Source organism: Streptomyces sp. NPDC031445, from assembly GCF_055581365.1.
On record NZ_JBVIJO010000045.1, the window covers coordinates 1 to 2526 of the forward strand.

Annotated in this window: 2 protein-coding genes and 2 rRNA genes; 3 read left to right on the plus strand and 1 reads right to left on the minus strand. The window is 71.6% G+C overall.

What is annotated here, in order from left to right; all coding sequences use genetic code 11:
- Both ACZ5DC_RS40490 and rrf read left to right on the plus strand, forming a co-directional pair.
- Positions 1-97 (plus strand): 23S ribosomal RNA (locus ACZ5DC_RS40490); the annotation flags it as partial.
- A 110-nt stretch (positions 98-207) separates the two neighbouring features.
- A 5S ribosomal RNA gene (gene rrf / locus ACZ5DC_RS40495) occupies positions 208-324 on the plus strand.
- A 30-nt stretch (positions 325-354) separates the two neighbouring features.
- On the opposite strand, the gene ACZ5DC_RS40500 is transcribed toward rrf, so the two are convergent.
- The gene (locus ACZ5DC_RS40500) at positions 355-1242 is read right to left on the minus strand and encodes a hypothetical protein (protein WP_468661486.1); all 888 of its coding nucleotides are present in this window, start codon (positions 1240-1242) and stop codon (positions 355-357) included.
- Between the two features lie 303 nt (positions 1243-1545).
- Between ACZ5DC_RS40500 and ACZ5DC_RS40505 the strand changes: the two genes are divergently transcribed.
- Positions 1546-2334, plus strand: coding sequence for a tetratricopeptide repeat protein (locus ACZ5DC_RS40505; RefSeq protein ID WP_468661484.1), 789 nt, complete (start codon positions 1546-1548; stop codon positions 2332-2334).
- Positions 2335-2526: the final 192 nt, after the last annotated feature.

A 2526-nucleotide genomic window follows, 5' to 3' on the forward strand; every position in this document is an offset into this window, starting at 1 on the left:
GTAAGGCTCCCAGTAGACGACTGGGTTGATAGGCCAGATATGGAAGCCTGGTAACGGGTGGAGTTGACTGGTACTAATAGGCCGAGGGCTTGTCCATTGATGCTCGCGTCCACTGTGTATGTTCTGAGGCAACGAACGGTTGCCGGTTCAGAGCCGAACTGTGAACACAAGTGAAAAGTGTGCTTGTTCGCTCGAAACCATTAGGGTTTCGGTGGTCATAGCGTGAGGGAAACGCCCGGTTACATTTCGAACCCGGAAGCTAAGCCTCACAGCGCCGATGGTACTGCAGGGGGGACCCTGTGGGAGAGTAGGACGCCGCCGAACAATCTTTGGAGGACCCCTGGTCACCAGCGTTCAGCTGGGACCAGGGGTCCTTTTGTTTTTACAATGCTTGTGGTACCGAAGACAGGAGTCACCATGTCCACCAACTCTCCCGACGACCGACCGGAGCGCGACCAGCGGCGACGGGACAGTGGTGACCGGGGTGACGACCGCCGTGGTGGCGGCTTCCGCCGCGACAACGACCGCCGCGACAACGACCGGCGTGGTGGTGACCGTGGTGGCTACGGCCGCCGTGACGATCGCCGCGATGACCGCCGTGACGATCGCCGCGATGACCGCCGTGACGACCGGCGTGATGATCGCCGTGGCGGTGGCGGGTTCCGCCGTGAGGGCGACCGGGGCACGCGTCCGGGATTCCAGCGCGACGACCGCGATCGGGGTGACCGTGGCGGGTTCCGTCGCGACGACCGGCGCGACGACCGTGGGGACCGCCCCGCGTTCCGCCGTGACGACCGCGGTGACCGCGGGGACCGCCCTTCCTTCCGCCGTGACGACGACCGCGGCGGCTACGGCCGGCGCGACGACAACCGCGGTGGCTACGGTCGCCGTGACGACCGTCGCGATGACCGCAGGGACGACCGCGACCGTGGTGAGCGCGGCGGCTTCCGGCGCGATGACCGGCGTGACGACCGCAGGGACGACAGCCGTGGCGGCGGTTACCGCCGTGAGGGCGACCGGGGTGCGCGCCCGGCCTTCCGTCGCGACGACCGGCGCGACGACCGCAGGGACGACCGCGGCTTCCGCCGTGACGACCGCGGTGACCGGGGGGACCGCCCCTCCTTCCGCCGCGACGACCGGCGTGACGACCGGCGTGACGACCGGCGTGACGACGACCGCGGCGGCTTCCGGCGTGACGACGACCGCGGCGGCTTCCGTCGCGACGACCGGCGTGACGACCACCGAGGTGGCTTCCGGCGCGACGACCGCAGGGACGACCGCCGTGACGACCGTCGCGACGACCGCGACCGTGGCGACCGCGGCGGCTTCCGGCGGGACGACAGCCGTGGTGAGCGTGGCGGGTTCCGGCGCGACGACCGGCGCGACGACCGTGGGGGCCGCGGGCCCCGCAGGGACGACCGTGGTGACCGCGGTGGCCGTCCCGGTGGGTTCCGGGGCCGTGACGGCCGTGACGGCCGGGACGACCGTCGTGGCGGGGGCCGGTTCCGTGACGACCGGGACCGGGACCGGGAGCCGATCAAGCGGCTGCCGATCCCGGAGGACGTCACCGGCGACGAGATCGACAGGGATGTCCGGCAGGAGCTGCAGAGCCTGCCCAAGACGCTCGCGGAGGACGTCGCCAAGAACCTGGTGATGGTGGCCCGGCTCATCGACGAGGACCCCGAGGGCGCCTACGGCTACTCCAAGGTGGCCCTGCGCCTGGCGTCCCGCGTGGCCGCCGTGCGCGAGGCCGCGGGCTTCGCCGCGTACGCGAACCAGAAGTACGGCGAGGCGCTCGCCGAGTTCCGGGCCGCCCGGCGGATGACCGGCACCGTGGACCTGTGGCCGGTGATGGCCGACTGCGAGCGCGGGCTCGGCCGGCCGGAGAAGGCGCTGGACATGGCCGGTGCCCCGGAGGTGCACAAGCTGGACAAGGCCGGCCAGGTCGAGATGCGGCTCGTCGCCGCCGGTGCCCGGCGTGACATGGGCCAGCTGGACGCGGCCATCGTGACCCTGCAGAGCCCGGAGCTGGCGTCCAACTCGGTGCAGCCGTGGACCGCTCGCCTGCGCTACGCGTACGCGGACGCCCTGCTGGCCGCCGGCCGGGAGCGCGAGGCGCGGGAGTGGTTCGCGAAGGCCGTCGAGGCCGACCGGGACGGCAGCACGGACGCCTCCGACCGGCTCGCCGAGCTGGACGGCGTGGAGTTCGTCGACGCCCTGTCCGAGGAGGACGAGGACGGCCGGGACGTCGAGGACGGCCAGGACGTCAAGGACGGCGAGGACGCCGCTGGCGAGTCCGCCGACGCTTTCCCGGAGGACGGCGACAAGGACTGACGACGGTCACACGGAAGAGGGCGGGCTCCTGATGGAGCCCGCCCTCTTGCGTGTTCCGGCGGGCCGTGCGCCGACGGCCGCCGTCGGCTCAGATCTCCAGGGCCCGCAGGACGAGTCCGGAGGCCGGTTTGGGGCCGAAGGACGTTGACTTGCGGGGCATGGTCACGCCCTGGCGGGCCAGGTCGCGTACGA